Raw genomic sequence first — 26532 nt, 5'->3', positions numbered from 1 at the left:
ACCAATTAAGCTTTGTCCAATTTAGTTACAACCCCCCAAGCGATCGCACAAATTTTGGTAATTGACTTCACTGGCATTAACTTCTGTCGTCATTTCCACCAGGGGAGCTTCACTACTGCTCAAACCCGTCCCCCCAGTAAATGTGGCTTTTTGTGTCCCGGCTGTTAGAGTTCTGCCGCCACTGAAAGCATCTGCCCGGTAAACTCGCACGCCGAGAAAGTAACTATTTTCAGGACTAGTTACCGTGCCCGTGCCACTCGGAACGCTGCGATATCCTTGTACAATCATGTCGATTAGACTGTCAGAGGTACAGCCCCCGTCATCGTCGAAATCGATACAGTATAGGCTTTCACTCGCGGTGTTTTGGCAGTAAGTATTACCCGAGCAAGAGGATAAGTTGACACTACTATTGGGAGCGCCAATGACAGCAAATGAATTCTTATTTGTGGCATCGGCTACCGGAACAGTGTGTAGGGGAAAATCAATAGTCCCTGCCTGTAAGCCATCAATGTAGGTTCGAGCCGCTTGAGTTGCCCGTTCTACCCGTCGCGCTTGCACCCGCGTGGCAACAGATAAAACGATCACGGGCGAGAGTCCAATCATCAGGATAGACACCACGATAATTGCCATCAAGGATTCAATAACCGTGAATCCGGCTTGATTGGGTTTAGAGGGGGGGTGGAACAGTTGGCGTTTACTCATCATGGTTAGACTCTCTACTCAGTTATTGCACAATTCAGTCGCTCGACTTTCTCTTTCTGGTCATGGTTATCAGCAATCATCATTAGCCGTGGTATCCCGGCATGATTGATCAACTAAAGCCTCCACCCAGGGGTCATTTCGCCCCACCTCTCTCAAGAACTCATCCGGTTCGCCCGCCGGTGGAGTGGTAAACCGTTGGGAGAACAAGTCCGGTAACTGACTGAGCAAACCGACATCATAGCCCCAAAGACGGTTAGCCGCCGTATAGTAGGCGTTGCGTCCACCACTTTGGCTGCTGTAGGGCAAGCGAGAGTATCGATTGAATGCCGCACCCGTGTTTTTAGCGGCGAGACTGGTGTTGTATCCAAACCGACTGGGAAGTGGGGTTGGATTACTGGGATCGGTCAGTGACTGGAGGAAGGGAGCCGTAGCATAGGCACTGCGCTTGGTTTGAATGAACGAACCACTGATTTGGGCTGTGAGCGTGTTAATAGTGCCACAAGCTGTGGTATCCTCCGCCCACCTTTCTAGCAAACGCACATAGTTTTCTAAACCGCCATTTTGTTCCCTCGGGCGCGGGGGAGTATCACCACCCGCCGCAATTAAGTTAAATATTTCTCCGTTGGGATTAGCTTGCTGTAGCCAGTTTGTGGTCTCCAAACATTCAATGCCTGTTCCTTCCAGAGGCAAAGCGTTACTATTTGTAACTGGAATGCTCGTTAGAGTATGTACCTGTAGGACGGGTACAAGCCGGGGTTGACCCAGTGGGGAAATGGGTGGGTCATAGAACAAAGGTCTATCAGGTCTGTAACTTTCGTTTTGGTTGGGTTGCCCGCTTGTATTGTTGGTTGTCCTGAACCACAGGGCATTATTGGTAGTGGTAAGGGTGCCGTAATGGACGTTCGCCGTCCGAGTATTGTTTGGAGGATAGGTACATCCATTATTAGTGGGGGTTGTAGCTGTTGCATCTAGAGGACAGCCCACTCCCATGGGTTTGTAGACTAAGTTGCCACCCACAGTATCCGTTACAAGCTGATCCGCATTATTCCGAGCAAAGGCAACGCGGCGGGGATAGCGTTGGTCGGCTGAGTCTAGGGCTGGTCTTGCCGTAGTCCCAGCTCCCAAGCGGTCTAAAGGACTCGCACTATTGCCGCCTGTAGTGAACGCCGTAGCCCAATTGACTTCACCATTCTCTAGCAAAGTGGGAGTTGTCGTATTGGTTATGCTGCTGTTTGCTTGTAGTAAAGCCTGAGCTAGCTGGAACGCTTTAATAGCTTTTTCATTATCATCGGGGTCAACGGCGGTGCCCAAGTTGGTCGTTGTGTTAACGTTCGCATCTCTATCCAGATCAAATATCACGGCGTCATTAACGTCCCCATCTCCATTCATATCAAATCCCACAACCCAGTCATTGGGACCACAACTGGAAACCGGTACTTGCCGGCAGATTTCCATAACGTACTCAGAAAAAGCCACTCGTCGTTGGATTGGGGTTATGTAATTGTTGAGATAGGAACTGCCCTGAGTTCCTGTAGCCACAGTATCCAAATCCTGGGGTTGACCCGTTGCAGGATCGACCCAGTCATAACTGGTCCCATAATCATTGTCAAAGAAACCATTGAATAGCCGCACGAGGGAGAGCGGCGGATTAGATTCATCTACAGTGATGTTGTCTACTTTGTCCCCATCTCTGTTCAGGTCTAAGTTAAGCACGGTTTCGTTAAAAGTGGCGGCTGTTGTGTCGCTATTATCGAGATCGATGGATTTGAGATCCGCGAGTAGATTTGAACTATAGTCAAGACTAATCTGAGCATTACCCATATTATTCCTCTGGTCATACCCCCCTTCATTGCGGAACCCAAACCGAAAATTACTCGAAAGCAGGGTAACGCTATCTCCCAGCACCGTCGCCGGTCGCCATAGGTCACCGCCACTGCTACAACTCGGCAGTCTGGGGTCATTAGCACGACAAGCAAAGCTGGGATCTTTGGTAGTACGGTTATAGAAGGTGACGTTAGTCCAGCCAGCAACGGCTAGCCTGTTGTCACTAAACTCCTCAACAAGAGTGCCGCTTGGGTTTTGATGCAGATTAAACCCTGTTTCTGTCGAGCCAGCGATCTCGGAGTTGAGATCCGCCTTAACGTAGACAGGCAAGTTAGAAGCCAAAATCAACCCCTTCTCTGCCCCTGGTGGTGAAGTCAAGATAAATGAGTTACTCTGATCTTGACGAGCCAGTATCGTGCCGTTTCGCAGCATAATCCCGTTAGGACGGCGGGTGGGGTCGAGTTTAAAGTCTACTGGACTAAATCGCTCCCTCGTGTCAATGTCAGTCAAATTAGTCGGGTCATGACTCAAGTCAGGTAAAGCATCATCACGGCTGGCATAGATAATACCGCTATTGGGCAAGAGGAACTCGGGTGAGGGACCACTGGCGGATGCTGTAGCTCTTGTCGTGCGTAGTTTCTGTAGATCCAAAACCGTGACCCGAACTTCTGAAGGCTGACGGTCTTCAATCTCCAGGTCATAGTCGGGATTCGACCCCAGGTATTGAGGCAATTGCTGGTGAATTGCTTTTAGCTGTCGGGCATCTAACAGTGTGGTTTCGTAGATAGCGCCGTGGGGAATCGTACCCGAACTATCCACAGAGGCAACCCCCCTTAAAATTCCCTCAGCGCATTTGGCAGCATGGATAGCGGCATAATCTGCCCACAGGCGATCGGGTCCTGGTGTATTCAGCGCCTTCAGCAACGGTTCATTCACCAAGCGCCCATCGGGATACACCAGTCTTGCCTGTCGGGTTAGCCTAGACTCGGGAATTCCATTCACTGAGGAATAGGTGTAAACAATACCATTGTTCGATTTTCCCGTCCGACCTGCTGGGAAATCAGCTTGCTGTGTGGCTAAGGGATTTGCCCAATTCCCAATTACAGTCGGGTCATTTTGGGCGGTGATCGCATCAGTTGGGTCATAGTAGCTACTGACACAAGCGATCGGGGTCTGATTCTTATTTCCGTCTTCTTCAGCGGGATTAGTGCCAGCACCACTGCCGTAGTGGTAGACGACTGAGGCTCTCATTAACAGGTCGCCCTTTTGGTCAAAATCAGAGGTAACCATCCCCGCCCCACCATTATTCCCAGTCAGATCACCCTCGCCCCCGCTCATCGGCATCGTATCGGGCCAAACAATTATCGGGGTGTCACCGAGTGTAGCGGTGAGGTCACTGACATGAATCCGGTTTGGGTCACTATCGCCAGGATCAACAAACCGCAGATCCCAACTGGGAACGGGTAAATACGATTCCAATGTCCCCGAGTCTTTGGTTGGATTGTTGCGGGGATAGCCGGGGATATCACCAGTGATACTATTATCATCCACATAAAGTCCCGCCCCGGTAACCACACGCAGTCCGCCAATGCCTTCTAACGGTTGCGTCGGTTGTTGGGCTGCCTTTCTTTCCCAGAAACCATTGCGATCTGTATCACCCAAATCCGAGAGAGTTCGCATTTGGGTGGTGCGGAAGCGAGGTTCGTCATCGGGTTCATCCCAGAAGACCGGATTTCCACTTTTAAGCACGGGTTGTTCCGTCTCCTCTCCCGCAAAGCTATCGCCATTCCACCACTTCGTCGGTAGGGCATTCCCCACCAACAAGCGATCGCCCAGTCGTTTCTCCTTACCCAAGCTTTGCTGAGTTTCCGGTTCTGTGGCGGGCGGGTCAAGGAAATCTCCATTGAACTTCAGACTCAGACTATTGTTACTGGTGTTGTTATTGGTCTTGTCAAATGGCAATATCCACGTATCTACAGGTCGTAGTTCGTCTCCCGACCCGGTCGGATCTTGCAATGTTTGAGCCCCGCCCAAACTCACTTCTACAAATGGCACGCGGCGGGTACGCTCTAGAAAGTAGTTTTCTAGGGCTTTGTCGCGAGAGGTGCCAGCGGATCGGTTTGCGACTTCATCTGGATCACCACCCGTCGTATTGTTAACCAGATGGTCAATCCGTTGGGCATAAGCCAAATTATTCGAGGTAATCTCCTGGGGATTATTGGTCACCGACTTATTACCCGTCCCTAAACCTTCCGTTCCAGGCGGCGTACCCGCAGCGGCGACGCCCTCCTCAAACGTATGAACATTGGCACCCGCCGATCGCTCAGGACCATCCGGTGCGCCGATCCCCACATTTCCGCCGACCAAAATCTTGCTATTTTCTTCCTGATAGAAACAGGACTTTGCACTACTGACTAGATATAAATTAATCGTTGGATTATTAGCGTTAGCGTCATTACCAATCAGTAAGTTACCGTTGGTCATAATCCGCCCATTCAGGTTGAATGTTGTCCCTTGACCAGGCGTAATTGCCAAATCATCTTCGTAAACTACAGCGTTGTTAGAGAGGGGAATCCGGGCTCGGTCTTGCTGATACTCTAATGCAGAAAATCCTTTGTTCCCTCCTGGAAATTCCTGATACGTATCCTGATCAAGTCCGGTCAGGTCGGTGATCGGAACGGTTGCCGTGTAAACAAAAATACTTTTCTTTAACTTTGAACCCACTTTATAATAACCGCGACCGCCGACCAAACTCGCGCTAGTGGCAAGGAGTTCTGTACATTGCTTATTCGTTGTCCCCTCATCCATGGGCGGGGTACGAGCTTCCATTTCCTCGGGATCTCTGGCGCTTGCCTGCTCGTCTAGCGGCGTTTTGAAGAAGATGCCATAGTAAGTAAAGCTATCGAATTTACCATCGTTATTGGTATCAACCGGGAAGCGCCAAACGGGGTCGCCCTCGCCTTCAATTTCCAAGCGTTCCTCATCCCCTAAGGTGTACTTTGTTTTCTTTTGTGTAAAAACGTTTGCTAAAGCTTCCTCTGATGGCGTAGCGCGGGGTAGGGTGGGGTCAGTAAAGAGTTCGTCTAATTTGGCTTTCGCCCGATCAATGGCTGGAGTCGCTGCCTTCAACACTGCTTCGTTAACCCGGACGTTACTCGCATTTTTCGCCCGATCAAAGGAGCGAAACACGATCGCCGTCGTCAGCAACGCCACAACCAAGATCACCATTGTCACCGTTGGTAGAATAAATCCCGCTCTAGTCAAATGGCTGCGATGACGCAAAATCATCAAGTTCCGCAACAGCCACGTCATCAAACGTTTGGGGAGTGCCTGCGCTGTCTTTATACTTTCTCGATATAGAGTTTGAATAACCTTAGCTAATTTCTTAGGGATTGACATAGTGACGTCCTCGTAAGTTTGAGGGGATCTGCTGATAAGCGTCTCTGTCTATACGGATAGGATAGCCGAACAGTGCAGATTAAGGCACTATATTCAACCTGTTGTTGCCACCCTACTAGCAAGACGCTCAAGATTTTTCCGGATGAGCATCAACCCCCCTTGTATGATTATGAGGCAATGCCTCAAGGAGTAAGTTCCCTCTCCCGACAGAATTATTAAGTTACTTGATGCAGTCTGAACCCATCACCTGGCTGACCATTCAACTGTATATAACACTCAGTCAGTGAGTTTCTACATCTAGCTTACCCACTTGGGCGAGAAAAATGATCACCCCAACGCCAAATCTTGCCCACGTTAGGGACGTTATCGCTCCACCCCGCCCCGACACTCCGGCTACCTCTGCCTTCAGAACGGCTGGGAAACTTTGGCTGTGAAAATTCTAGAGGTTATACTAATGGGACATGTACCGGGTTGTGCTTCAGCCAATCCGTGTTCAGTTTACATGAGGTGTAGACGTTGAGCAGTCCTTCCTCGCCATTGCTTAAAAATGCTGAATTTACATCAATCATCCGCTAACTTACTTACTCGCCTACAGCGGCGGATTAAATTGGAATACAATCAAGGACTAAAACCTAAACTTCTATTAAAGTATCGTCAATTCAAAAAGCCTAAGGTGTTAGAGTATGAAGGCATAAAAATTTGCCTGAACTCTCACATCTCTGATGATGTCCTTAACGATATCTATGCGGGTTACTACGAGCAAAATGAACTGAGAATCGTCAAGGCTAAACTTACCCCCAATGATATTGTCATGGAAATCGGGACGGGGATTGGTTTACTCTCCAGTTACTGTGCCAAACGCATCGGTTCAGAACGAGTCTTTACCTTTGAAGCCAATCCAGAGCTAGAACTCCCGATTCGCCAAAATTACGCCATCAATCAAGTCTCTCCCCACCTAGAAATTTGTCTGATTGGAGAGCGAGAAGGAACCCATCAGTTTTATATCGAGAAAAACTTTTGGTCGTCTTCCACGATACAGCGTCATCCCGATGCCAAAGCCATACAGGTTACTGTAAAATCTTTTAATCAAGAAATTAAACGCCTCAATCCCACGTTCTTAATTATTGATATTGAAGGCGGAGAATATGAATTATTAAACTATGCCCATTTCCACAACGTCAAGAAACTCGTCATCGAACTGCACGAACGGATAATCGGACGAGAAAAAGTAGAATTCGTTAAAGCCAAGTTACATCAATGGGGCTTTAAAATTCATCCTAAAATTTCCACAACAGAAGAATTATTTTTAGAGCGCCAACTTTAATTTATTAAAGACTATAGCCACCCTCAAAAGACTCTAAACTTGCTATTCTTGCTATTTGTGTAAAAAATATGTCCCTGATTTCTGTAATCATCCCCCTTTACAACAGTGAAACGACGATTCAAGAGACCATTCAATCGGTATTAAGCCAAACCTTTTCCGACTTGGAACTCATTATTATCAATGATGGCTCAACCGATTCTTCACTAGAAATTGTGTCGCAAATTCAAGACCCTCGTTTACAGGTATTTTCTTATCCCAATGGCGGCTTAGCGGTGAGCCGAAATCGCGGGTTAAGCCATGCTAGTAGTGAATATATTTCCTTTATCGATGCGGATGATCTGTGGACTCCTGATAAACTAGAACTTCAACTCAAAGCATTAACAAAAAATCCCCAAGCTGCCGTGGCGTATAGTTGGAGTAACTGTATTGATGAATCCAGTCAGTTCCTGCGTCCCGGCTGTCATATTACCGCCAATGGCAATGTTTTCGCCCAGTTGTTATTGGTTAATTTTTTAGAAAATGGCTCCAACCCCCTAATTCGCCGACAGGCATTGAGTGAAGTTGGTAACTTTGACGAGTCACTTCCCGCAGCTCAAGATTGGGATATGTGGCTGCGGTTAGCGGCTAAATTTCATTTTGTCGCCATACCCAAACCCCAAATTTTATATCGCGTGTCTGCCCAGTCCATGTCTACCAATGTGCTTCAATTAGAAAGAGCTAGTTTACAGGTCATGGAACGAGCGTTGGCTCAGGCGAGTGAATCCTGCGATGACTTAAAGAAGCCAAGTCGGGCTAATCTCTACAAATACCTCACTTTCAAGGCATTAGAAGGGTCATCGGTTCCAGAAAGAGGCTTAACCGCAGCCCGGTTTCTTTGGCAATCCCTGATTAATGATCCGACTTTGCTCAAAACGCGAGTGATCTGGAAAGTCTTATTAAAAATTGTTCTGGTAACTTTCTTACCCCAGCAACAGCTAGCTGCGATGAAACAACTCTCCGACATTAGAGCTTTACTCGTTCACATTAAAACCCCACTCCCTTCAGACTTGATGTCCAGTGGCTCCGAAGTAGGGTAAGCATTGCCTACCCCACCTTATCTTCTAATTTGCTCAATAATGCTTCAGGTTAATCCCCGCTTCCTTCGCCATCGCTTGCAATCCTTTCTTCTCCAGTGTCTTAATCGCCTTGGTGGAGAGTCTCAGCTTCACCCAGCGATTGCCTTCTTGCCACCAGACGCGCTTCCATTGCAGATTAGCTTCTTGGAGTTTCTTGGTGCGGCGGTGGGAGTGGGAGATAGCGTAGGCATTGTTTGCCTTTTTACCAGTGAGTTGACATTTGCGTGACATAATAATCCTCGTCATTATCGTTGAGTGGTACTGACCTAACCTGGGTTCCTTGTTGGCACAGGCTGTGCCTCCAGCAAGTCAAGCATTGACTACAGACTCTTATGTTAGCGACTTTTGACTAGAGCTGGTGTCATTGGTTCTGTGTGTCTCATCCTCTTGCCCGACAGAAGCCTTGTCGGTTACCTTTGCTCTCGACCCTAACCCACCCTTATTTAAATTCAGACGTTAGGGTTTTTGTCAAGAACTTTTAGATGGGTTTACCCAGGAAGTTATGATAATGAAATGCCCTGGCAAATATAATTACAGAGTATGTCACTTATTTCTGTTGTGATTCCCGTCTACAACGGTGAGAAGACAATTCGACAGACAATCGAATCCGTCATTAACCAAACCTTTTCCAATTTTGAACTGATTGTGATTGATGATGGCTCACAAGATTCAACCCTAGATATTGTCAGGAGTATTTCCGATTCCCGCTTAAAAGTATTTTCCTTCCCCAATGCCGGTTTAGCCACCAGTCGTAACCGAGGAATTCAATTGGCTAGTGGAGACTATATTTCCTTCATCGATGCGGATGATTTGTGGACAGGGAATAAACTAGAAGCTCAACTCAAGGCATTACTAGATAATCCCCAAGCGGCTGTAGCCTTTAGTTGGACTGATTGTATTGATGAATCGGGTCAATTTTCCCGCCGAGGCAACTATACCACAGTTAGCGGCAATGTTTATGCCCAACTTTTATTAACCGATTTTATCGAAAACGGCTCAAATCTTTTAATTCGCTCTGAAGCGTTCAAGAAAGTCGGTTATTTCAATGAATCTCTTCCGGCGGCTGAGGATTGGGACATGTGGTTGCGGTTGGCGGTTAACTATGAGTTTGCCGTCGTTCCATCCCCCCAAGTTTTCTATCGACTATCGACAACTTCCATGTCTGCAAATGTTGTTAGACAAGAAGCCGCATGTTTACAGGTAATTGACCAGGCATTTGCTCAAGCCCCTGACTCTGTGCAGCACTTAAAAAAGCCGAGTTTGGCTAATTTATATAAATACCTAACCTACAAAGTCTTGGCAGGAGTTCCAGACCCCCAAGCGGGTAAAATAGCGGTACGCTTTTGGCGGCAAGTGTTACACCACCAACCTGAGCTATGGCACAAACGAGTAACTTGGAAAGTTTTCTTAAAAAGTGGTCTAGTCACTCTGCTTTCTGCGCGACTCACTGATAATTTAATCTGGGGAAAATGGCTAAATACGGATACCATCCTGGGCTATATTAAATTAAATCCGTGATCTTAAATTAAAATGAAATTATAATATAAATTATTGCCGTTGAAACGGACGCTCTTTGGAAAACCATTTTCTCAAGCTTGTTCGTATCCCTTGAGCTTGTTGAGGAGAAAGTAGAATTGCCAATCCAATTTTTAAGAAAACGATTAACATCAGTTTGCCTCGTCGTAGCCAAGCGGGATCATTGAGAATCGCTTGCCAGAAAAACCGCACGGCGACTAATCCTCTACGTCGTTCCAAATTTCCCTCAATAGCTTTACACGTAAGATATTTATAACGATTTCCCAGAATTTCTCGTTTCCGGTGTTGTATAGATGGGGTAATTTGCGCCCAAGCTTTTTCTAGCACACGCAAACTTCCGGCTTCCATTTTCCACACATTAAATGAGGCAGAATTCGGGGAAATTCGATATAAAATTTGAGCCGATGGCACCGCGACAAACTCATAGCAAGCCGCTAGGCGCAACCACATATCCCAGTCTTCTGAAAATTCTAAGGATTCATCAAAGTTTCCCACACTCTGAAACGCTTCAGCGCGAATTAAGGGATTTGAGCCACTTTCGATAAAATCTCGGACTAACAACTTTTCGTAAACCCGACCATTTTCAGTAATATAACCCCCCGGTCGCAAAAATTGTCTCAATTCATCAATCCAATCTGTCCAGCTATAGGCTACAGCCGCTTGGGGATTTTCTTGTAACGCCTTGAGTTGGGCTTCAAGTTTATCGGGTGTCCACAAGTCATCCGCATCGAGGAAAGAAATATACTCTCCCACCGCATGAACAAGTCCCCGATTGCGAGTCAGTGCTACTCCAGCATGAGGATAGGAAAATACCCGCAAACGTTCGTCTTTTATCCCGTCAATAACGTTCAGCGTTCCATCTGTAGAGCCATCATTAATCACCAATACCTCAAAATCTGTTACGGTTTGATTTAAAACAGATTCAATCGTTTCTTTAATCGTTTTTTCAGCGTTATAGGCAGGAATAATAACGGAAATTATGGGCATAATATTTCGGACTCATTTATTTATATTAATCGGCGGCGTTTCACAACCAAAAACGAACTTATTAAACTTCCCCAAAAAAATTCCAGTTCACAAGCCGCAATTAGATTATTATTTAATTGACCCCGATACTTGAGCAACTGCAAAACAACTCGACGTAAGCTACCCAAAAAATTGCGAATAACAATCAGCGGTTTTTGCCAAGGTTGAGCATTAACCATCCGTAGCTGACATGTCGCTAATCCACACCCCCGGGAAATAGAGAGTAAATAATCCCGTTCTAAGCGCCAGCGTGGTATTTGATGATAGGTATGCAAATGGGGATGATACCAAATTTCCCATCCCGCTTTATACATATACAGTAAGGGTTCATAATCATCACCCTGTATCATCATTCCGGGTAATTTACCCGTTAATGTGGGACGCGACGGAACACTCTCACACCAGGCTTTTTTCCGCACCACTAACGAAGCAGCAGGTGGTAATCTCAAGTTTTGCGGCTCAAATTGATGAGGCGTGGAACCATGTTCCCGAATGGCTAAAAAGGATTGAATGCGCTGGAAATTTTCCGGCGGTTCGACTTCAAACTCCCCATGAATTTGTCCACTAAATGCACCGGCTTGGGGATGTTCTTGGGCAAATAAATAAGCTTGGGCGATCCAATCCGGATTAGGTAAGTTATCATCATCTAAAAATCCAATCAGTTCCCCCTGCGCCTCTTGCACCGCCCGTAATCTAGCAAAAGCGGCGCCCTGTTCCGGTTCAAAAATGTACTTGAAAGGAACACCGGGTAGCCAAGTGGCTTGATACTCCTGCACCACTTGGGCTGTATTATCGCTACTATTATTATTAACAACAATAATTTCCCAAGAAATCTGTTCTAAACCGATTTGCTGTCGGAGTTGATCTAGCAACTTCGGCAAACAGTTAGCGCCATTATAAGTGGGAATGGCTAAAGTAAAGTCAAGAGACATCTGTCCGTTCAAATTATTAAGAATTTAGTCAAATATTTTACAATACGTAAAATATCGAAAATTTTCATCTCATGTATCCTAGTCAGTTATATCATGTCCGGCTGGGCAAGTGCATTTATCCCAGATTCCGCACTTCTCCTGTTTCCCTGGTTTTGAGCTGACGTTGACGGTCTATCTACGCAAAAGCCCCGACGTCTCTACGACGTCGGGGTTCTGTGTACCTCACTGACTGGAAAAGCTTGATCCCTTCCCTATTTGGCGGTCAACCGGGTCAACACCTGATTTGACCGTTCCACAAATGCCTTCATTCCATTGGCGTCAAAGCCGCGTTGCGCCATTAATGCCAAATCATAAACATGTTGACAAATCAGGTTGGCTAATTCCCCACTGGGAGATTGACCCACGCCTTGAACAATACTCCCCTGACTAATCTCGACTAAGTTCTCAATCAAGGGGTGTGCCGTATTCACCACTAAAATATGTTCCTCAGGAAACTGCGCCGCTTGCTGCTGCAACAAAGCCGTCATATCCTGCAACCGTCGCATGGCTTCCGGTAACAGCACCATCGCCGGGGGAGTCCCTTGGGGGTCATCGGACTTCAGCGCCTGGGTTTTCACATTCACCTTGGACTTATTTATCGCCTGCTCAAATAACTCCTTCACCAGTTCGCTACGAGTCTTATTGGTTTTGGGATCAACGATGTCCGCCGCCTTATCTTGGTCAACCAGGGTATTATCTAACTCTGAGTCTACCCGCGAAAACTTGACATCCGAATATTCCTGTTCCAGGAAACTGATAAAGTGGGTGTCGATAAACGAGTCCATATAGAGGACTTCTAAGCCCTGATTCTTGTGCAGTTCCACATAAGTGGCTTGGGCGGCTTCATCAGTACAGTAGAAGACGTGGTTCTCGTGCTTGGCTTTGTTGCGGTCTAAATACTCCTTCAGCGTCGTATAGGTTCGTCCCTGCTCATCCTGATTCACTTCCCCTGAACTCACTTCTTGCCAAGCATCGTCCTCTTGCGACTGCACTTCTACCTCTGGCGTCTTGGGTTTACTGGCTGAGTCTGCCGAATAGGTGGTGCGATAGAGAATAATATCTTCGACTTGCTTTTTGAACTTGTCGTTATTCAGCGCCCCAAACTTAACAAAAGTGCCGACATCTTGCCAGCAGCGGATATAGTCTTGGCGTTGCTCAGTATACAGTTGGTTGAGGCGGTCGGCGATTTTCTTGGCGATAAAATCGGCAATCCGGCGCACCGTCCGGTCATTAGTCAGGGCGGAACGGGACACATTGATGGGAATATCGGGACTATCAATCACCCCGCGCAGCGGCATGAGGAAGTTAGGAATAACTTCTTCACAGTTATCGCTGACAAAGACCTGATTACAGAATAGCTTGATATGACCCTTGGTCACATCCACATCTGGCTTCAGTTTAGGGAAATAGAGAATCCCATTCAGCAGGAACGGATAATCCGTCTTCAGATGCACCCACAGTAGGGGGTCTTCCTGAAACGGATACAGATAGCGATAAAATTCTAAGTAATCCTCATCCTTGAGATCCCGTGGCGATTGCTTCCACAGTGCCTTGTGCTGATTCAGTTCCTCCCCATCTAGCTTAATCGGCACTGGCATGAAGTCGCAGTACTTTTTCACCAGTTGACGAATTCGGGCAGGTTCGACATATTCGGTCTCTTCATCCTGTAGCGTCAGCGTAATCGTGGTTCCCCGTTCTTTGCGGGACGACTCCGACAGTTCAAACTGGGGAGACCCATCACAGGACCAATGTACCGCCTCAGCCCCGGCTTGGTAGGAGAGGGTATCAATCTCGACGTTTTTCGCCACCATGAAGCAGGAGTAGAAGCCGAGACCAAAGTGACCGATAATCTGTTGATCAGCGTCTTTTTGGTATTTCTGGATAAACTCTTCGGCGCTGGAGAAGGCGACTTGGTTAATGTATTTTTTCACCTCCTCGGCGGTCATGCCAATCCCGTTATCAGAGACGGAGAGAGTCTGGTTATTTTTATCCAGGGAAATAGTAATTTCTGGTTCTCCCACATCCCCATCAACTTCCCCAGAGTAAGACACCATCTTCAGCTTTTGGATGGCGTCTACGGCGTTGGAGACCAATTCCCGTAAGAAGATTTCATGGTCGGTGTAGAGGGACTTCTTGATAATGGGAAAGATATTCTCGGTATGAATTGTAATCTGTCCCTGTTCTAGTACAGTCATAGGTGACACTCTGTAATGGTTCGGTTCTTCAGTACGATTGTGTGCGATCGCCCGAATTTTGGGGGAACAGATAGCCCCCGTTCAAGAATACGGATCTCCGCACTCATCCCCATAGGATTTAGGCACAGACGTAAAAAATATGCATCCAGCCATCTATAGTATCTACGAAGAAATCTGTACACGGAGGCATAAGGCTTAAACGAGGTTCAGATTCAAACCGTGATGATGCCTCCCAGAATTATTGGCACTGGCATTAAACCCTAATCAGAGGTCAAACTGCATAGCCCAATTGTTGCATCATCGGTGCAATAATGGGCATCACCTGGTTAATCGCCTGCCCATTCTTCTGTTTCCACTTATCCGTTTGCGGCTGGGAAACCGTAGTCCAACTGAGACGCCCTTCCTGGATATACTGAAGACTTTCCTGGGACATGTTCCATCCGGTGAACTGACAAAACTGCTCCAATACCGCCTGGGGATCAGCTAAAAGCTGTTCATAAGAAATTCGGATCAACCGCTTGTGCCAATCCGGATTTGCCCGTTCCCACTCCAGCACATAACGATTATGCTCCACCCAACTCCAGGCGCAAATCTCGGCTAATGACTGGTGAACCACGGTTTGCCAACCCGGTGGAATCGGATAACACCAATGGGAAATCGTCGCCGCTTCAGGAAACGGTAAAGGGCGCTTCCAGAAAACCCCGGAATGCCAACCCTCCATCATAGAAGAAACACAGGCTCGACCATCACGAACCAGATGCACCAACAAAGCATCCGGAAACATCAGCCGCAGCGCCTCTAAATGAAAACAATTGGCAACGGTTTTCTCCAAATAGCGCACGGTTTTTCTCAGTAAGCCATAATCAAAGCCATCCCGCCAGCGAGAGGGGCGGCGATGGCGTAGGTTTTCGATTAGCAGTTCCCGGCGAAACGCCTTAATAATGTCCGGGGTACATTCGGCTGGCGAAATATAATCGGTGGGCACAGATAATCGCTGATAGGGAAAAAACTGAAACCATAAGGGATCATTCTCTTTGTCAAACGACCAAACCTCTGGTAGGCGTCGAGTAATTTCATACAAATAACTCGACCCTGACCGAGGTGCCGATACAATAAAGACAGGTCTATACAAACGCGGCTGCAAAACCTGAAAAATGAGGAACTTTATCGCTGGTGGCATCAGACGTGATGGGCAATGGGGATAGGTGATAACCGAAGGACTGCATCCGAGTTCCACAAATCGTTTCAATCGTTTGCAAGTTATCCTTGCCAAAGAATTCTAACCAATTCACCCGATAGTTGCCACAGGGTTGATACTGGATATTGACTTGAGCCGAAATATCGTTAATTGGGTTTAATCCCACCCGTAAGGCTAAATCACGAATGGTGTTGGTCTTATCCTGGACAAAATCTTCATAGCGGATCAGATTTATCTTATCCCGATGAGCTTGATAGGTATCAGTTGCCCAGCTCCACCGGTGAGCGAGTCGTTCAATGTAATTACTGCCCTCGACGTGAGGAAGCTCCCCCGCTAACATGAGAGACCAACCCTTGGCTGGCATTTTTTGCAACTGTTTACACCAGTTCCCCTCCAAGGCGGGCAAGTTTCCCGGAAGTTGCAGTCGATTCAAGACACTGCGAATCATCTGCCGAGGATCGCGCATCACCTGAACGAATGTGGCTTGGGGAAAGCACTGACTGACATCATCATAGAGAAATGTAAAGTTCGGATCTTTGATGATGGGAGTCGAAAAATAGAACTTGTGTTCTTGTACCACATGATTAAACGCCAGTTCTTGGTTAACAAGTTTCTGCCGCAGATGAGCTTGGAGGTCAATGTGGTGGAAGGGGTCAATGGTAACAGACTGACCCAATATTTGACCCAATAAAGCCGCAATCGCCGTTGTTCCTGACTTTTGATGCCCTAAAATGATAATCGGAGCCGGATGAATCTGGGCAATCTGCTGTTTGTACGCATTTCTCAAGTGATTGACCCATTGAACTGAAGCCCGTGGCAACTGTTTAACGAGGGTTGGTAGAAGAATCGTTCCCTGATACATTGCTTTAATACCTTGTTAACGAAGGAGTTATGGAATAGTTGATTTTGCAAGGGACAAGGAGGAAAAACTCCCAAAAGTGAGCTTTTACCTAGATTGGAAGTACATTTACCCTAAAGAAATGACAGAACAGGTTTTTAGAAAATAACCTGAAAATAATCAACGATTAGGACATGAAAGTCCCAAGGAGCAAGACCCAGTGGTAGCAAGTTGCTTGGATTTTAACTGAATATGTGTTAAATGTAAAATAGCGTCTGACCCACCGCCACTTGTGTATGGAAAATAACATTATTATCTACCGAGACACGCTCCTACCCTACTCGGAAACATTTATTCCCGCGCAAGTGGAAAACTATAAATCCTACACCGGATTCTACGTGGGAACATCCCGGTGTCGCGGCAGAAACTATCCCCTACCTGCCCAGAGAACCCTTGTTCTCAGCGAGATGGCGAAACTCACCCTAAGACGAAAGCTATTATTTCTAATCACTGGTTTAGGCTATCCGGACTGGTTTCGTCGCCTCAAACAACTCTCGCCCCGGCTAATTCATGCTCATTTTGGACCCGATGGCGTTTGGGCATTACCCATGAGGCAACGGCTGAAAATTCCCCTAATTGTCACCTTTCATGGGTACGATATCACAGTGAATCAGGACAGCAGCGATGATCTGAGTAATATGTTTGGTCCCCATCCCTTAACCCGTGTGTATTTCTGGCGGCGACGACATTTATTCAAAACAGCCCACTTTTGTATCGCCGTGTCTGAATTTATTCGCACGAAACTGATTGAAAAAGGCTGTCCCCCGGATAAGATACTCGTTCACTACATTGGCATTGATGTGGACAAGTTTGCCCCACAGCCCCACCCGTCGCGTCAGCCAGTGGTGCTATTCGTCGGGCGACTGGTAGAAAAAAAGGGGTGTCAATATTTAATTCAAGCGATGGCTCAGGTACAATCAGTACGACCCGATCTAGAACTGGTGGTTATTGGTGATGGTGGACTACGCTCAACCCTAGAACAGCAAGCTGCCCATGCCCTGAAACGCTATCGCTTTTTAGGGGCGCAACCCTCAGATGTGGTTCGGGATTGGCTGAATCAAGCGATGTTACTTTGTCTCCCCAGCGTTACCGACATTTACCACAACTGCGAGGGGCTACCGATAACCCTACTCGAAGCCCAAGCCATGGAAGTACCCGTCGTCAGTTCCATGCACGCTGGCATCCCGGAGGCGATTATCCACGGCGAAACGGGTTTCCTGGCTGCCGAAAAAGACTGGCAAGCCTTGGCTGAAAATATCCTGACTTTAGCCAGTAACGAACAACTCAGAAAACAGTTTGCGATCGCGGGACGCCAACAGGTAGAGTCGAAGTTTAACATAAAGCTCAACAGTCCCCAATTAGAAGCGGTATACGACCGTATTTTACAAAAACCTAAAGCATTTTGCTAATTCAACTATTTTGCCTTTTTGTTTTGAGTTGGGAAGAAACATTCCCATTTAGAGTAATATGCGAACCTGGGTATAAAAATTGACCCGACTCATCAATATAATCAGTCCAACTATAAGCAACCGCTGCTTTGGGATTTATTTGTAAGGCATTGAATTGAGATTCTAACTTATTTGGTGTCCAAAGATTATCCGCATCTAAAAAGGCAATAAAATCTCCCGAAGCTTGGGCGATTCCCCGGTTTCGTGCTTCAGATACACCCATATTAGAGGATGATAATACTTTTAGGCGTGTATCTCGGAACTTGGATATAATCTCTAGAGTTGCATCTTGAGAACCGTCATCAATCACAATCAACTCAAAATCTGAGAAAGTTTGTTGGAAAACAGTTTCTATTGTTTATCTAATTGTTTTTTCTCCATTATAAACGGGAATAATGACGGAAATTAGCGGCATATTAATTCAGTTTTATAGAGGACTATAAGGAAGGGTTAGTTTCGAGATAACCGAGTAATGTGCTAGTATTAAACGTTCGTTGAAATTTGCTTATTAATCTCCTAGACTGGTGGGAAGGCAGTAAAATTATTACAGTGGCTTTCAAGAGCAATTTTATAATGATTTTCTTTTGGCAAAACGATGGTTCATTTTTAATTAATTTAAACAGGAAAACTAATGATTGCCATCCCTTTTGGCAGCTATATGCTTCTTCAAAAGTCTTAAATATCAGATATTTATAAATATTAGAAATGCTAGTTTTTCTTAAAGGTTGTAACGCTTCCGGCGCTTGACTAAAATTTCGCTCAATAACCCGTAAACAATTCACTTCAAGATTAAATAAGTTAGAAGAAGAAACTGAATTCGTTGATTCTCGATACAAAATTTGTGGAGAAGGTACAGCGACAAAAGGATAATGATCAGCTAACCGCAGCCACATATCCCAGTCTTGACACCCTGATAGTGACTCATCAAATCCACCGACTTCAGTAATGGCATACTTACGAATTAAGGGGTTTGATCCGTTTTCTAAAAAATTTATTACTAACAGTTGTCTATAAACATCGCCGTTAAACGTGAGATAACTACCTCTACGCAAAAATTGACTCGATTCATTGATTCTATTTGTCCAACTGTAGGCTACAGCAGCTTGAGAATTTTGTTGTAATGCTTTGAATTGAGCGTCTAGTTTATCTGGTGTCCACAGATCATCTGCATCTAAAAATGCCAAATATTCACCTGTTGCTTTTTCAATTCCCCGATTGCGGCTAACTTGACCGCCTGAATTGGGGTAAGAGAATATCTTAATTCGAGGATCACTAATTCGGGAAATAACATCTAAAGTTCCATCTTGTGAACCATCATTGATCATGATAATTTCCAAGTCAGTGAATGTTTGATTTAACACTGATTGAATGGTCTCTTTAATGGTTGTTTCAGCATTATAAACTGGAATAATTACAGAAATTACTGGCATAATTAACTTCAATTAATGAGATATATTTTTTTTCCATAAATAGAAAGGACTGAGAAAGCCCCCCCAAAAAAATTCTAGCTCACAAGCCTTAATCAGATCCCGTTTGACCTGCCATCGATACATAATAATGTAGCTAATCAGGCGACGCAAGTTACCCAGTAGTGTTCGGATAAAAATCACAGGTTTTTGCCAAGGAGTGGCATTAATCATTCGCAGTTGACAGGTGGCTAACCCACAACCCCGGGAAATAGAGAGTAAATAATCTCGTTCTAATCGCCATCGCGGTATTTGATGATAGGTATGCAAATCGGGATGATACCAAATTTCCCACCCAGCTTTATACATGTACAGTAAGGGTTCATAATCATCCCCCTGTATCATCACTCCCGGTAATTTTCCGGTTAATGTGGGACGCGAGGGAACAGTCTCACTCCAGGCTTTTTTCCGCACCACCAATGAAGCCGCTGGCGGTAATCTCAAATTTTGCGGTTCAAATTGATGGGGTGTGGAACCATGTTCTCGAATGGCTAAAAAGGCTTGGATACGTTGAAAGTTTTCTGGCGGTTCGACTTCAAAGTCGCCATGAATTTGCCCACTAAATGCACCGGCTTGGGGATGTTCCTGGGCAAAGGTATACGCTTGGGCTATCCAGTCTGGATTGGGTAAGTTATCATCATCTAAAAATCCAATCAGTTCCCCCTGCGCTTCTTTTACTGCCCGTAATCTGGCATAAGCGGCACCTTGTTCCGGTTCCAGGATGTAGGTTAAGGGAACACCAGGTAGCCAGTTCATTTGATACTCCTGCACCACTTGAGCGGTATTATCGCTACTGTTATTATCAATCACAATTATTTCCCAGGAAATCTGGTCTAAACCTGTTTGCTGTCGCAGTTTCTCAAACAGCTTCGGCAAACGGCTGGCACCATTATATGTAGGAATCGCTACGGTGAAGTCTATAGACATTGTTTTGTCATTAGTCAGTTGTCATTGGTCATTTGTCATTGGTCATTTGTCATTGGTCTTTCGTCATTTAGTCGGGGCGGGTTTATTTACATCTGGGTGTAACCAAAAAGATAGTAGTGAAACCCGCCCCTACATAATCTCCCCCATCTGACACACCGAGCGAAGTCGAGGTGTCCCCCATCTTCCCCATCTTCCCTTAATCGAGCAGTATTTGAGGGGTGAGTTTATTTCTACCCATCTACTTGCCTTTCAGGGTAATGATTTGGTTCGGGCGATTAAAATAGCCATTTTTGTATAAATAGAATGGACTCTCTAAACTACTCAAAACGAGTTGCCATTGACAAGCGGCGACTAAATCCGATTGACGTTTTCCCTGATATTTAAGGCTGTGAATAATGAGTTTCCGCAAGTCGTTAACGGTATAGGCAACAAAAGCTAAGGGGCGTTGCCAAGGTTTGACGCTTAACATGCGGGTGACAAAACGGCTGAGTCCAATGCCACGCATAAAGGGGATTAAATAGTCTCGTTCTAAGCGTTTCTGGGGGATTTTATGGTCAATTTCCATAGCTGGGTTATACCAAATTTCCCAGCCGTTGAGCTGCATATAACTTAACATTTCTAAGTCTTCCCCGGTGAGCATATTTCCCTGAATTCTGCCTGTTAAAATCAGTTGATTTGGAACACTATCTAGATACGCTTGTTTTCGGATGACTAATCCGGCGGAAGGGGGTAATAATTTGTTGTGGGGTTCGTAGCGAAAGGGTTGGTCACCGCGTTCGGCGATCGCCAAAAAGGGTAAGATAGGTTGTAAGCTGTCTGGAGGCGGCACTTCAAAGTCGGGATGGATTTGACTGCCATAGGCACCGGCTTGGGGATAGGCTTGAGCAAAGGCAACGGCGGCAGCCACCCAGTTTAGGGCGGGAATGTTATCATCGTCTAAAAAGCCAATCAGGGGGGCTTGGGCTTCCTTAACGGCTAATTGTCGGGCAAATCCTGCCCCTTGTCTTGCTTCAACGCAGTATCGTAGGGGAATGTCGGGAGACCAGTTTTCCTGATACGCTTTAACAATCTCAGCCGTATTATCGGTACTGTTATTATCAATAACAATAACTTCCCAGCGAATCGATTCTGTACCCGTTTGGCGGTGCAGTCGTTCTAATACTTCGGGGATTCGGCTTCCACCATTATACGTGGGAATCGCGACGGTGAAGGTAAGGGACATAACAAGTCAAACGTTAAAGGTCAAAAGTCAAATGTCACTTTTGCCTAGTTGAGAAGACAATCGGTTTAAGTGTTTGTCGTTAGGGCTGAGGCACTGATGGCGCTAAAGCGCTTACTACGAAAGTTTAAGGTTTTTTAGAGATGCCCCTGTCCTGGATTCTGCTCCTAACTGAATAGTAGCTGAATTCGGGAGAGATTCTCCTAAAACTTTAATGAAGATTTTTTACGAAACCTGTTCAATGTACCGATTGCGGTTCCGGCAAATTTACTGCCTCCTTTTTCTCAAAGGTGAGGGCGTTATCCACACAATGAACGAGGATTGTATCTCCCGCCCCAAATGTGTTTTCTAATAACTTCGTGGCAATTGGGTTTTCTAGTTCCCGTTGGATTGCCCGCTTCAGAGGACGCGCCCCATAGACGGGATCATACCCGACATTCACCACATAGTCTTGCGCCGTCGATGACAGTTCAATGGAGATTTTCTGATCCGCTAACAACCGTTCAATCCGTTGCAGTTGAATCTCGACAATTTGCCGTAGTTCCTTGCGCGTTAAGGTGTGGAAGATGATGATATCATCGACACGGTTGACGAATTCGGGGCGAAATTGCTTTCTTAAGGCATCGGTTACCCGTTTTCGCATCTCCTCATATTGGGCATCATCTCCCGCTACATTCAGGATATGATCACTGCCAATATTACTGGTCATGACAATAATCGTATTGCGGAAATCCACGGTTCGCCCTTGGGAGTCGGTAATGCGTCCGTCGTCAAGGACTTGTAATAAAATGTTAAATACATCTCGGTGTGCTTTTTCCACTTCATCCAGTAACACTACCGAGTAGGGGCGACGGCGAATGGCTTCGGTGAGTTGTCCTCCTTCTTCATAGCCAACATATCCGGGAGGTGCGCCAATTAACCGGGAAACGGCGTGTTTCTCCATATACTCTGACATATCAATCCGGACTAAAGCATCCTCGCTGTCAAAAAGGAACTGTGCCAAAGCCCGCGCCAATTCCGTTTTCCCCACACCTGTGGGTCCCAAGAAGAGGAATGAACCGATGGGGCGTCCGGGATCTTTCATCCCCGCCCTAGCACGACGAATGGCGGCGGCGACGGCTTCCACGGCTTCTCCTTGTCCAATGACTCGTTTATGCAGATGTCCTTCTAGCTGTAAGAGTTTCTGGCGTTCCGACTCCAGCAATCGTTTTACGGGAATCCCAGTCCACTTGGCGACAATTTCGGCAATATCGGCTTCGGTGACTTGTTCCCGGAGTAAGGCGGAACCCTTTGCTTGGAGTTCCATCATCATCGTCTCTTTTGCCTCGCGATCGTGCTGGAGTACCTCTAATTGTCCATACTTAAGCTGGGCGGCTTGATTCAGGTCATAAGCCCGTTCTGCTTGCTCAATTTTAACCCGGAGTTGGTCTTCTTCTTTTTTCAGGGTATTAATTTCTTCTAAAAGTTGTTTTTCCGATTGCCATTGTCCGTTAAGCTGTTGGTGATTGGTTTCGAGTTGTTCAATCTCTTGTTCAATCCGGGCTAACCGTTCCTGAGACGACTGATAAGCACTGCTAACGGCGGCGACACCCTGACGCTGGCTTTCGGCTTCTAGGGATAGCTTTTCCATCTTTAGCTGCATCAGCCTGCGATCAATGGCTTCGAGTTCCACGGGTTTGGAGGTAATCTCCATTTTCAGCTTAGCGGCGGCTTCATCAACTAAATCAATGGCTTTATCTGGCAAAAAGCGATCGCTAATATACCGATTCGATAGCGTCGCGGCGGCGACTAAGGCGGAGTCAGTAATCGTCACATTATGGTGAACTTCGTAGCGTTCCTTAAGTCCCCGTAAAATAGAAATCGTATTGTCCACCGTCGGCTGTCGCACCAGTACCTGTTGAAACCGTCGTTCTAAGGCGGCGTCTTTTTCAATATGCTTGCGGTACTCATCTAAGGTAGTGGCACCAATACAGCGCAATTCGCCTCGCGCTAGCATGGGTTTGAGTAAATTCCCGGCATCCATTGTCCCTTGACCTGATCCGGTACCGACAACGGTATGCAATTCATCAATAAATAGGACAATATGCCCATCAGACTGGGTAACTTCCCGTAAGACGGCGCGGAGTCTGTCTTCAAATTCCCCTCGATATTTCGCCCCCGCAATTAAACTCCCCATATCCAGGGAAATCAACTGGCGTTCTTTGAGGGATTCTGGCACATCTCCATTAATTATCCGTTGTGCCAATCCTTCTGCGATCGCGGTTTTGCCGACACCGGGTTCCCCAATGAGTACCGGGTTATTTTTAGAACGTCGGGATAAGACTTGCACCACCCGACGAATCTCTTCATCCCGCCCAATTACCGGATCAAGTTTCCCGGCTTTGGCTTGTTCGGTCAAATCCCGCCCAAATTTCTCTAGCGCTTCATAGCGGGATTCGGGACTTTGATCGGTGACTTTTTGCGAACCCCGAATTGCTTTAATTGCGGCTTCGAGTTTGGGACTATCCAGGTCAAACCCTTTAAACAAGCGGCGTCCAATCCGTTCATCAACGGCTAATCCCAAGAGTAAATGCTCAACCGCAATATAATCATCTTCCAGGGCGACTCTGGATGCCTCGGCATTATCCAGCATAATATCCAAGCCTCGCCCCAGGTAGAGTTGGTCAACATTATTCACCTTAGCTTGGCGGTTGGCGAAGGCTTCCAATTGCTGCTTAAACGTCGGCACATCCACCGTCACCCGTGAGAGAATCCGGGTGGCTAACCCCTCTTGTTCCAAGAGTGCGATCGCCACATGTTCAACTTCTAGCTGTTGATTGCGACAGCGGCGGGCAACGTCTTGGGATTTAACGATCGCTTCCCAGGCTTTGTCGGTAAATTTGCTGGCGTCGGTGGGCTGCATGAGTGGTTATCTGCTTATCGAGTCTTGATTGAATAGTATCTCCCAGTGGCAGTATAACAATCTACTCTCGATAAAAGTGAAATAGCCGTCGATTTAGCAACGGTGGTGACAAATGTGGGTGGGTGATCAGGCAATGGCACTAGGGTAAGAGCATCTCAATTTGGAAAAGCCATTGAGGGCATTAGCCTTATCCCATCATAATAGTTTTAGCGTTCATCTTCTCAAACATTCTACATAAGTAGCCCATGACTTGAATAAAATAGATTTCCAAAAACAATAGAATTAGGGCTTGACTTTTCTGAGCAGTTTAGGTGATTTTATATTCGGGAAAAATGTGCCGTCCTATAGACCCCGTTCAACTAAGCTGTTCGGCATTTAAACCTTAATGTCAATAATAACGAAATCCTTGTAGTGCGTTTAGCGAAGCCATGCCGCAGGCTTTGCATCTTGCTCGCTACTAATACCCAATTTAAATGCATGACAGCTTACTGCTATAACATCTGAATCGGGCGCACGTCGGTGCGCCCCTACGGTTTCCGGGCGTAAGATTAAATGAAGGGTTCCCTACAAATGGTGGTTCAAGGATAAAATTATGTCAATCCTGACCACGTTTTAACCGTGCGCCCCCTAAGTTTTTTCCCAAACCAGGGTGTATTCCTAGAGAGGGATTTCAGGGTATCTTGTGCCACTGTCCAACTCTGCTGCGGGTCAAATAACACCAGTTCGGCGGGTTGATCATTGGCAATCTTGGCAGGGGATTGACCTAGACAAGACGCTGGATTTGTGCTAATAGTTTGCCACAGTTGCAATGCTGAACATACGCCCGTTTCCACTAAATATTGCCAAAGTAAGGGTAACGCTAACTCTAAACCAATAACTCCTGGTGGCGCTTCGGCAAAGGCAACGGTTTTCTCTTCGTAGGTGTAAGGGGTATGGTCAATAGCAATGGCATCAATCACCCCATCCCGAATTCCTTCAATGAGGGCGATGCGGTCATCGGGATTACCTAATGGGGGATCGAGGCGTAAATTGGGATTATAATTACTTACATCTTGAGTATCCAGCAGCAAATGCATCCAAGAGGTGCTGGCAGTAACTGGGACGCCTCGTGCTTTCGCCTCTTGAATCAATTCCACACCGCGACGGGTTGATATACGCATCAAATGAACCGGAGTCGCGATCGCACTCACCACTTCTAAGATGGCAGATAATGCGGCTGATTCTGACATCGCAGGATTTCCAGGAATCCCAAAACGGATAGAATTCGCCCCTTCCCGCATCACCCCATTTCCCTTTAACTTGGGGTCACACGCCCATAACGCCACTGGGATTGGCAAGGGGTGCAGGTATTCTAACACTCGCCGCAATAGTGCCAGATTCGATAAAGGACGCCCATCGGCAAAACCCACGACACCTGCGGCGGCTAACTCAGCTAATTCCGTCATCTGTTGTCCTTCCACGCCCTGGGTTATCGCCCCCCAGTAATACAGGTGAGGGGAAGAGTGGCTGGGATGGGAACCCTCCTGCTGGCGCACACGGGCAAGTCCAGAGGGATTATCTAACGGTGGTACTGTATCCGGTAAAATTGCTAGTCGGGTAAAGCCGCCCGCCGTCGCTGCGGCGAGAAGTGATGCCCAGGTTTCTCGTTCCTCATATCCGGGCTCCCCCGAATGACTGTAAAGATCAACTAAGCCAGTCCCTAAAATTAGACCTTGGCAATCCCGCACCACCGTATCACTTGACCACTCCGCAATTTTCGGTGCAACAGCCTTGATGATGCCATCTGTAATTAGCACATCAGCGAGTTGGTCGGTTCCAGACACCGGATCTAAAATCCGGACTTGTTGCAGTAGTTCATTAGTCATGGGAAACACACAATTGGGGATTTAAGGACGGAGGGTTCAGTTGGTCATTTTTCGGTTGCCACAACAGCGAAATACTGGACAAATAAGAAATCCGGAGATTGGACAATTTTTGCTTGTTGAACAAAGTCAAAAATATTAGCCGTACACAGAGCATTTGTCAAGTCAAGTGTTCCAGGCAAACGTCATGATCGAGTGACAAAAACTCAGGATCAAGAATGGCTTACCTTATTTCTATACCGAGATGTATTGCAGCGGAAGACCGATAAATAGATGAACCTTCCGAAAAGCTAATGCTGTAAACACTTCTGGTGTAGAGAATTTCGTCTAACGGCTGTAGACTTTATTAAAAATTCACAAAATCTTGAGTTTTATCCTGCCTCAATTTTTATATTTATATTTCTTATATCTTTATTTCGTCATTCGTCATTCGTCATTCGTCATTTGTCCTTGGTCGAAGAATTCTGGCACTCCGTTGGGGCGGGTTTAGTTATATCAGGGTGAAAACCTTCCCGTTAAT

Annotated in this window: 17 protein-coding genes and 1 pseudogene; 4 read left to right on the top strand and 14 right to left on the bottom strand. The window is 46.4% G+C overall.

The window, feature by feature from the left end; translation table 11 throughout:
• Positions 1-21 precede the first annotated feature (21 nt).
• Positions 22-705: a hormogonium polysaccharide secretion pseudopilin HpsB gene (hpsB, locus tag MC7420_RS08335; protein WP_006099636.1), complete on the bottom strand. Its 684-nt coding sequence runs from the start codon at positions 703-705 to the stop codon at positions 22-24.
• A 66-nt stretch (positions 706-771) separates the two neighbouring features.
• Entirely contained in the window at positions 772-5925 is a 5154-nt protein-coding gene (hpsA, locus tag MC7420_RS08330) for a hormogonium polysaccharide biosynthesis protein HpsA (RefSeq protein WP_006099928.1), read from the bottom strand.
• A 547-nt stretch (positions 5926-6472) separates the two neighbouring features.
• Between hpsA and MC7420_RS08325 the strand changes: the two genes are divergently transcribed.
• Together MC7420_RS08325 and MC7420_RS08320 are read left to right on the top strand one after the other, a co-directional pair.
• On the top strand, positions 6473-7249 hold the full coding sequence (locus MC7420_RS08325) for an FkbM family methyltransferase (protein WP_006099695.1): 777 nt from the start codon (positions 6473-6475) through the stop codon (positions 7247-7249).
• 68 nt (positions 7250-7317) lie between these two features.
• Positions 7318-8325 (top strand): glycosyltransferase, encoded by a 1008-nt coding sequence (locus tag MC7420_RS08320; RefSeq protein ID WP_006099651.1) that lies wholly within the window; start codon positions 7318-7320, stop codon positions 8323-8325.
• Positions 8326-8358: 33 nt separating this feature from the next.
• Here MC7420_RS08320 and rpmB read toward each other — a convergent pair whose 3' ends face one another.
• A complete protein-coding gene (gene rpmB / locus MC7420_RS08315) occupies positions 8359-8595 on the bottom strand; it encodes a 50S ribosomal protein L28 (protein WP_006099802.1) in 237 nt (78 codons plus the stop codon).
• 309 nt (positions 8596-8904) lie between these two features.
• On the opposite strand from rpmB, the gene MC7420_RS08310 reads away from it, so the two are divergent.
• Complete coding sequence (locus tag MC7420_RS08310; protein ID WP_006099896.1) at positions 8905-9882, top strand: glycosyltransferase; 978 nt, start codon at positions 8905-8907, stop codon at positions 9880-9882.
• Positions 9883-9912: 30 nt separating this feature from the next.
• Here MC7420_RS08310 and MC7420_RS08305 read toward each other — a convergent pair whose 3' ends face one another.
• From MC7420_RS08305 to MC7420_RS08285, 5 genes are all read right to left on the bottom strand, one after another.
• Positions 9913-10887, bottom strand: a complete 975-nt coding sequence (locus tag MC7420_RS08305; RefSeq protein ID WP_006099775.1) for a glycosyltransferase — start codon at positions 10885-10887, stop codon at positions 9913-9915.
• Between the two features lie 20 nt (positions 10888-10907).
• Positions 10908-11858, bottom strand: a complete 951-nt coding sequence (hpsE, locus tag MC7420_RS08300; RefSeq protein WP_006099922.1) for a hormogonium polysaccharide biosynthesis glycosyltransferase HpsE — start codon at positions 11856-11858, stop codon at positions 10908-10910.
• 251 nt (positions 11859-12109) lie between these two features.
• Complete coding sequence (gene htpG, locus MC7420_RS08295) at positions 12110-14092, bottom strand: molecular chaperone HtpG (RefSeq protein WP_006099730.1); 1983 nt, start codon at positions 14090-14092, stop codon at positions 12110-12112.
• 271 nt (positions 14093-14363) lie between these two features.
• Positions 14364-15272: a sulfotransferase family protein gene (locus MC7420_RS08290; RefSeq protein ID WP_063712003.1), complete on the bottom strand. Its 909-nt coding sequence runs from the start codon at positions 15270-15272 to the stop codon at positions 14364-14366.
• Complete coding sequence (locus MC7420_RS08285; RefSeq protein ID WP_157453088.1) at positions 15217-16152, bottom strand: sulfotransferase family protein; 936 nt, start codon at positions 16150-16152, stop codon at positions 15217-15219. The genes MC7420_RS08290 and MC7420_RS08285 overlap by 56 nt, the downstream gene beginning before the upstream one ends.
• 272 nt (positions 16153-16424) lie before the next feature.
• Between MC7420_RS08285 and MC7420_RS08280 the strand changes: the two genes are divergently transcribed.
• Entirely contained in the window at positions 16425-17597 is a 1173-nt protein-coding gene (locus tag MC7420_RS08280; RefSeq protein WP_006099894.1) for a glycosyltransferase, read from the top strand.
• A 25-nt stretch (positions 17598-17622) separates the two neighbouring features.
• Here MC7420_RS08280 and MC7420_RS08275 read toward each other — a convergent pair.
• The 6 genes and pseudogenes from MC7420_RS08275 to MC7420_RS08250 form a co-directional block, all read right to left on the bottom strand.
• Positions 17623-17991: pseudogene (locus MC7420_RS08275) on the bottom strand (glycosyltransferase family A protein); the annotation flags it as partial.
• Positions 17992-18073: 82 nt separating this feature from the next.
• Positions 18074-19066 carry a glycosyltransferase gene (locus MC7420_RS08270; RefSeq protein ID WP_006099714.1) on the bottom strand — a complete coding sequence of 331 codons (993 nt, stop codon included), beginning with the start codon at positions 19064-19066 and terminating at the stop codon, positions 18074-18076.
• A 12-nt stretch (positions 19067-19078) separates the two neighbouring features.
• Positions 19079-20029: a hormogonium polysaccharide biosynthesis glycosyltransferase HpsE gene (gene hpsE / locus MC7420_RS08265; protein WP_006099704.1), complete on the bottom strand. Its 951-nt coding sequence runs from the start codon at positions 20027-20029 to the stop codon at positions 19079-19081.
• 238 nt (positions 20030-20267) lie between these two features.
• Positions 20268-21251, bottom strand: coding sequence for a hormogonium polysaccharide biosynthesis glycosyltransferase HpsE (gene hpsE / locus MC7420_RS08260; RefSeq protein WP_006099873.1), 984 nt, complete (start codon positions 21249-21251; stop codon positions 20268-20270).
• 235 nt (positions 21252-21486) lie between these two features.
• Positions 21487-24150, bottom strand: a complete 2664-nt coding sequence (clpB, locus tag MC7420_RS08255; RefSeq protein ID WP_006099713.1) for an ATP-dependent chaperone ClpB — start codon at positions 24148-24150, stop codon at positions 21487-21489.
• A 590-nt stretch (positions 24151-24740) separates the two neighbouring features.
• Positions 24741-26015 (bottom strand): dihydroorotase, encoded by a 1275-nt coding sequence (locus MC7420_RS08250; RefSeq protein WP_044205856.1) that lies wholly within the window; start codon positions 26013-26015, stop codon positions 24741-24743.
• Between the last annotated feature and the right edge of the window lie 517 nt (positions 26016-26532).

This window comes from Coleofasciculus chthonoplastes PCC 7420 (assembly GCF_000155555.1).
GTDB lineage: Bacteria > Cyanobacteriota > Cyanobacteriia > Cyanobacteriales > Coleofasciculaceae > Coleofasciculus > Coleofasciculus chthonoplastes_A.
The sequence above is the reverse complement of the archived record's forward strand: the minus strand, read 5'-3'. Positions and strand labels throughout refer to the sequence as shown.